Origin of the sequence: Bacillus sp. LK2 (genome assembly GCF_001043575.1) — a bacterium.
GTDB classification, from domain to species: domain Bacteria; phylum Bacillota; class Bacilli; order Bacillales; family Bacillaceae_G; genus Bacillus_A; species Bacillus_A paramycoides.
In genome coordinates this window covers 23,910-29,909 of record NZ_LDUK01000008.1, presented here as the reverse complement: position 1 = coordinate 29,909, position 6,000 = coordinate 23,910, and the positions used below count along the sequence as shown (strand labels likewise).

The 6,000-nt window shown below is 35.0% G+C and carries 5 protein-coding genes; 3 read left to right on the top strand and 2 right to left on the bottom strand.

The features are described 5' to 3' along the window. Nucleotides 1-70: 70 nt before the first annotated feature. Nucleotides 71-1,429 (bottom strand): APC family permease, encoded by a 1,359-nt coding sequence (locus VK90_RS08320; RefSeq protein ID WP_048371961.1) that lies wholly within the window; start codon nt 1,427-1,429, stop codon nt 71-73. A gap of 335 nt (nt 1,430-1,764) precedes the next feature. On the opposite strand from VK90_RS08320, the gene ald reads away from it, so the two are divergent. Together ald and tdcB are read left to right on the top strand one after the other, a co-directional pair. After that, nucleotides 1,765-2,877, top strand: coding sequence for an alanine dehydrogenase (gene ald, locus VK90_RS08315; RefSeq protein ID WP_048371959.1), 1,113 nt, complete (start codon nt 1,765-1,767; stop codon nt 2,875-2,877). Continuing rightward, nucleotides 2,874-3,875 (top strand): bifunctional threonine ammonia-lyase/L-serine ammonia-lyase TdcB, encoded by a 1,002-nt coding sequence (tdcB, locus tag VK90_RS08310; RefSeq protein ID WP_002174956.1) that lies wholly within the window; start codon nt 2,874-2,876, stop codon nt 3,873-3,875. The genes ald and tdcB overlap by 4 nt, the downstream gene beginning before the upstream one ends. A 440-nt stretch (nt 3,876-4,315) precedes the next feature. On the opposite strand, the gene VK90_RS08305 is transcribed toward tdcB, so the two are convergent. After that, nucleotides 4,316-4,984: a YczE/YyaS/YitT family protein gene (locus VK90_RS08305; protein ID WP_048371957.1), complete on the bottom strand. Its 669-nt coding sequence runs from the start codon at nt 4,982-4,984 to the stop codon at nt 4,316-4,318. Between the two features lie 115 nt (nt 4,985-5,099). On the opposite strand from VK90_RS08305, the gene VK90_RS08300 reads away from it, so the two are divergent. Beyond that, nucleotides 5,100-5,975: a LysR family transcriptional regulator gene (locus VK90_RS08300; RefSeq protein ID WP_048371956.1), complete on the top strand. Its 876-nt coding sequence runs from the start codon at nt 5,100-5,102 to the stop codon at nt 5,973-5,975. Nucleotides 5,976-6,000: the final 25 nt, after the last annotated feature.

Sequence of the window (6,000 nt, the reverse complement as noted above, 5' to 3'; positions counted from 1 at the left end):
AAGTGAAAGTGGGGGTAGTTCAATAAGGCTACTTATATGACATTGGTAAAATTTAAATCTTTTTATAGGATTACTTTTTACTATTATTATCTATGATTAAAGGTCCCTTCTTCCGCATTGTAAAATAAATAGGGAGACCAATTAAGGTTAAACCTATTCCTGACAGTGCTAGAAGTGTTTGAGTAAATAATGTATTAATAACGATGAATAGCCCACCGATAATGGCGATTATTGGTATTATCGGATATAGTGGAACTTTATAAGGTCGTACAAGTTCTGGCTCTCTTTTTCGTAAAATAAAGACAGCAAGGAATGTCATTGTGTAGAATATCCATATTACAAAGACTAGCATATCTGTTAAAGTATTAAATCCACCAATGACCATCATGATAATAGATACAAATAACATAAATAAACCAGAGTTATAAGGGACTTTGCTATGTTTAGTTAATGTAGCAAACCATTTGCTAAATGGTAATTTATTTTCAACTGCCATAGCGTATGGAATTCTCATTCCAGTCATAATGTAACCATTGATTGTTCCAAATACGGAAATTAAAATACCGATTGTAACTAATTTACCACCCATTGCGCCAAAAATAATTGTTGCTACCTCGGAAGCAGGAGTATCAGTCGCTGCAAGTGATGTTGCGGACATGACCATAAGAAACGCAATGTTTATAAGTAAGTATATAACCATAACAGCTGATAACCCTAATACAATTGCTTTTGGTAAGTCCGTTTTAGGGTTTTTCATTTCTCCAGCGATATTTCCTACATGAATCCAGCCATCATATGCAAACATTGTTGCAAGTAAACCAGATCCAAGTGCAGATATAAAAGATTTGTCTGGTCCGGCTTCAATAGGTAAGAGTTGAAAAGTAACATCGCCTTTGTGTAGTAATCCAAAAATGATAATAAGAGCTAGTGGAAGTAACTTACATATAGTAGATGCCATTTGGATTCCACCGGCGGCTTTTGCTCCTAAGAAATTCATAAGAGTTACAAATGTTGCAGTCGCTACAGAAATTCCGATAATCAACATTTTGTGTTCACTAATGTCTAAACCAAATAAACTAACTGTTTGTGTTCCGAAGATGATCGCAAGTGCTGCGATATTAGCAGGAAAGTAGATTACAGTTTGTGCCCATCCAAGTAGGAAAGCTGTTAAGTTTCCATAAGTGCGCTTTAAATATGCCATCATTCCACCTGTTTCAGGGATGGCTGCAGATAGTTCGGCAGCGGTCAGACCCGCACATACTGTTAATACCCCACCAATGATCCAGGCAAGTAAGCCTAAACTGGCTGTACCAGTTACCCCATAAAGTGCTGTAGGTTTAAAAAATACCCCGGCTCCAATAACAGTACCAATAACAGTGGTTAATGCTGCAAAGAAACCAATATCCTTTTTTAATTGTTGCTGTGACATTATAATCACTCCTAGTTGAAAGAATGCATACTTATTTACAAATTTAACATTGTGGTATGTGAAATGTTTCACAAATGAAGAATATCATAAGGGGACCCTAGATTCAATTTTATTTGTTACATAAAAATAGAATTTTGAATAAAAAAGTCTACTTTGTGAACTTTTTCACAAATCGATTGACTCATAATTTTGAGTGGTGTTATCTTGTAGGTGCAACAGCAAGACGCAAAATGAATTATATTGACATAACATTTTTATTGGTTTTTGCTACTTTAATGTTTATCAAATCATAGACAATATAATTTATATCTGAATCTAATAAAGGATGTGTTGTTATGAAAATTGGTGTAGTGAAAGAGATAAAAAAAGGAGAAACTCGTGTAGGGATGACTCCAGAAAATGTTCAAAGATTAGTTGCAGATGGAAATGAAGTTTTAGTACAAAAAGATGCCGGATTAGGATCTGGTTATACAAATGATGAATATAAAAACGCTGGTGCAAGTATCGTGACGCAAGGAGAAGCATGGGATGTTGATATGGTAGTCAAGGTGAAAGAACCACTACCTGCAGAATATCATTACTTTAAAAAGGATCTTATTGTATGGGGATTCTTACATCTGGCCGCTTCTAAAGAGTGTGTAGAGGCAATGAGAAATGCTGGCACAACTGCAATTGCAGGGGAGACGATTAGTGAAAATGGAAATCTAGCATTATTAAAACCTATGAGCGCAATTGCTGGTAGACGTGCAGTATTTATGGGTGCTTATTACTTAGAAAAGCAACATCAAGGAGAAGGCATTTTATTATCTGGAATTGAGGGAATCCCTGCCGGAAATGTTGTGATTCTGGGTGGAGGAAATGCTGCAATTAACGCTTGTGATATGGCAATTGGAATTGGTTGTAAAGTTACAATATTAGAAATAAATCAAGAAATAATTTCTCATTTAAGAGAGAAATATGTGAAAGAAAATGTTGAAATCATTGAATCAAACACTGAAAACTTGGAGCGAATGATTCAGGAAGCCGATTTATTTATTTCAACAATTTTAATTCCAGGATCTAGACCTCCAAAAATCGTGAAAGAGTACATGGTTCAATCTATGAAACCTGGAAGTGTTATTGTAGATATCGCAATAGATCAAGGTGGAACAGTTGAAACAATTGATAAGTATACAACACATGATGATCCGGTATTCATTAAAGATGACGTAATACACTATGCAGTGCCAAATATGCCTGGTGCCACCCCACGTACCGCTACAATCGCGTTAGCGAATGGAAATATTGAATATTTACTAGCAATCGCTAAAGAAGGATTAGAATCCGCTATGCAGCATAAAGTATCATTAGCATCCGGGGTAAATATCTATAAAGGGGTCATTACTTACGCAAATTTAGGAATGACGCTAGGGTTAGATTATAAACAATTGAAAGAAGTGTTAGTATGATAACCAAAAAAATGCCATTAGATATTGTTGACATCAAAAAAGCCCAAAAGGTTCTTGATAAAAATGCTAGAAAAACGCCATTAGTTAAATCTTTCTATTTGACTAGTAAAACAGGTGGAGAAATTTATTTGAAATTAGAAAATATGCAATTAACGGGTTCTTTTAAATTCCGTGGTGCCTTTAATAAAATGTCACATTTGACAGATCAAGAAAAAGAACGAGGTGTTATTGCTTGTTCGGCAGGAAACCATGCACAAGGTGTTGCTTTATCCGCTCATTTACTTGGAATTAAGAGTAAAATTGTTATGCCAGTTTCTGCACCTCAAGCGAAAGTGGAGGCAACTAGAGGGTATGGATCAGAAGTTATTTTATATGGTGAAACTTTTGATGACGCCAAAGCGAAGTGTGAGGAAATTATACAAGAAACAGGAGAGACATACTTACATCCATATGATGATGTAGAAGTAATGGCTGGACAAGGAACAATTGGTTTAGATATTCTTGATGATTTGTGGGATGTTGATACTATAATTGTACCTATTGGTGGAGGAGGAATTATTTCTGGAATTGCTGTTGCATTAAAATCTTTTAATCCATCAATTAATGTGATAGGTGTTCAAGCGGATAATGTTCATGGAATGAAAGCATCTTATGATAATGGAGGAATCGTGGAGCATTATCATGCACCGACTATAGCGGATGGTTGTGCAGTTAAAATACCAGGCAGCTTAACTTTCGAAGTTGTAAAGGAACTAGTAGATGATATTGTAACAGTATCGGAAGAAGAGCTAGAAGTGGCGATGAAAGATTTATTACAACGTGGGAAAGCTGTTGTAGAAGGGGCTGGAGCATTAGCTACCGCTGCGCTTCTTTCAGGAAAAGTTGATAAATATACAAAAGGAAAAAAAGTAGTTGCAGTTATATCCGGTGGAAATGTGGACTTGCAACGTATATCAAATGTATGTGAACATTTTTTTGTGGCTAATGAAGTGAAATAATGATTGAAGAATTATAAAAATAAATCGATTTTACCAAGAAGGAGCTAAGAGCAAACATCTTAGCTCTTTTTTGGTAAAGGGGGATGGAATCTATGGGCAATCTGTTAAACAGGAATTGGTAACGCGGTTATTAAGAGAAAGTGAAGAGAGAAATTAGTATTAAAGAATTTAACCGCACTTCCCGAAAGAATTCTCCTGCTTCATACGAAATTGTATCTATAAAACGAAAAAAACGTTATTCTTTTTGTAGAAATATACAGGAAGAATAGCGTTTTTTCGTTTTGGGGTGACTTGTTTTCTTAAGTTGATGGCAATGTGTGGTAGCACCCCATACCCAAAATCGTTTCCGTACCCCATATAGGATGTTGAACACAATGGGCTAATTCATTAAGATGAGCGAATTTCTTGTTCCTGACATTCACTAGTTTGTTATACGCTTTTCAGGCAGCGCGTTCAGTTTTAGATGTCCATTGTAGAAGAGGTTGTTGGTAATGTGATAGCAGCCAGCCTAAAATTTTTCCGACGAAATAGGCAGCGGCTAGTGTACCAATTCCGATTGAGCCTAATGATTGAATGAAAATTATACATATTCCGCCAGCAATACAAACATTAATTACATCACTCGATATTTTCGCTTTACTAAATTTTAAATTGAATTTTTCATGAATTGCATACGTTAATGCATCGTATGGCATTAATGGAAGTTTCGCTGTGAAATACCCCATTAAACCAGCAGATATAACGAAAAAACTAACAATTAAAAATATAGTTCGAGAAAAAATTGTTTCAGGAGTAGGAAACATTTGAACTATGAAAAGCGTTATATTCATGAAGCCCCCGAATAAAAACGAAATAGTTAATTGAACTACAAATTCATTTAACTCAATTCGTTTATTTAATATTACTTGGATAATAATAAATAACACATTGGCAAGCACTGTTGTGAAACCAAGTGATAAGCTAGTCGTTAGCTTCATTGCGTATGCTAGTGATGACACAGGCGATACACCAAATCCTGCTCGAATCGAGAGACTAACGCCAAACGACAAAAGAAATAAGCCAAGCACGTATAAGATGATTCGCCTCATTGTTTTACTCATATGATTCATAATATCCTTCGCTTTCTATAAATAGTATACGAGTAAGTATAGCAGTGAATTTAAGATATTAATAATATATATATGATAAACTAATCATATCAAAAAACATATAATGGGGTGCGAAATGGATATTCGACAATTACATTACTTCAGAGAAATTGTAAGACAGGGAAGTATTTCTAAAGCAGCAGAAGTTCTCCATATAGCGCAGCCGCCGCTTAGCCAAATGTTAATAAAGCTTGAAAATGATCTTGGTACAACTTTGATTCATCGATACCGAAAAAAATGGGAACTAACGGAAACTGGTGAACTATTGTATCAATATGCAGAGAAAATGTTGATACAAATGCAAGAGGTAAAACAGCGAATTCAAGAGATTGAACAAGGGATAGCAGGAATAATAAGCATTGGTGTATCATCTGCATGTTCGAATATACTCCTTGACTATGTCAGTATGTTTAGAACACAATATCCCAAAATTAAAATCAATATAATAACAGGAAACTCAGAAGTACTATTAAAAAAACTGGAACGAAGAGAACTTGATATTGCATTATTCTTACGCCCGGACAATAGTGAACACTATCAAGTTAAAATATTAAATAAACAGCCATTCGTCGTAATTATTCCAACTAGATGGCTATCATTATTTTCATCACAGGATATGACGTTGGAACAAATAGCTTCATTCCCTTTTATTATGTTAGGGGCAATGGAAGGGCATTTTTTATATGAAAGTATATTGGAAACATTTAATGAACGTAATCTGAAGCCGAATATTATTATTGAGTGTAAAGATGTCACAATGGTTGTAGCACTTGTAAGCAGAGGATTAGGTATATCTATCATCCCAAGAATGGATTATACGTCGCATTTTTTGGAAAATACAACGCTTTTTGAACTTAAACAATTTGATTTTAGTGTGGAACCGGTTTTTATAAGGTTAAAAGATAAACCGCTCTCAAAGGCGGCCATTCAATTTTGGGAGATTGTTGATTAGATGAAGTGAACATATTATATCAATC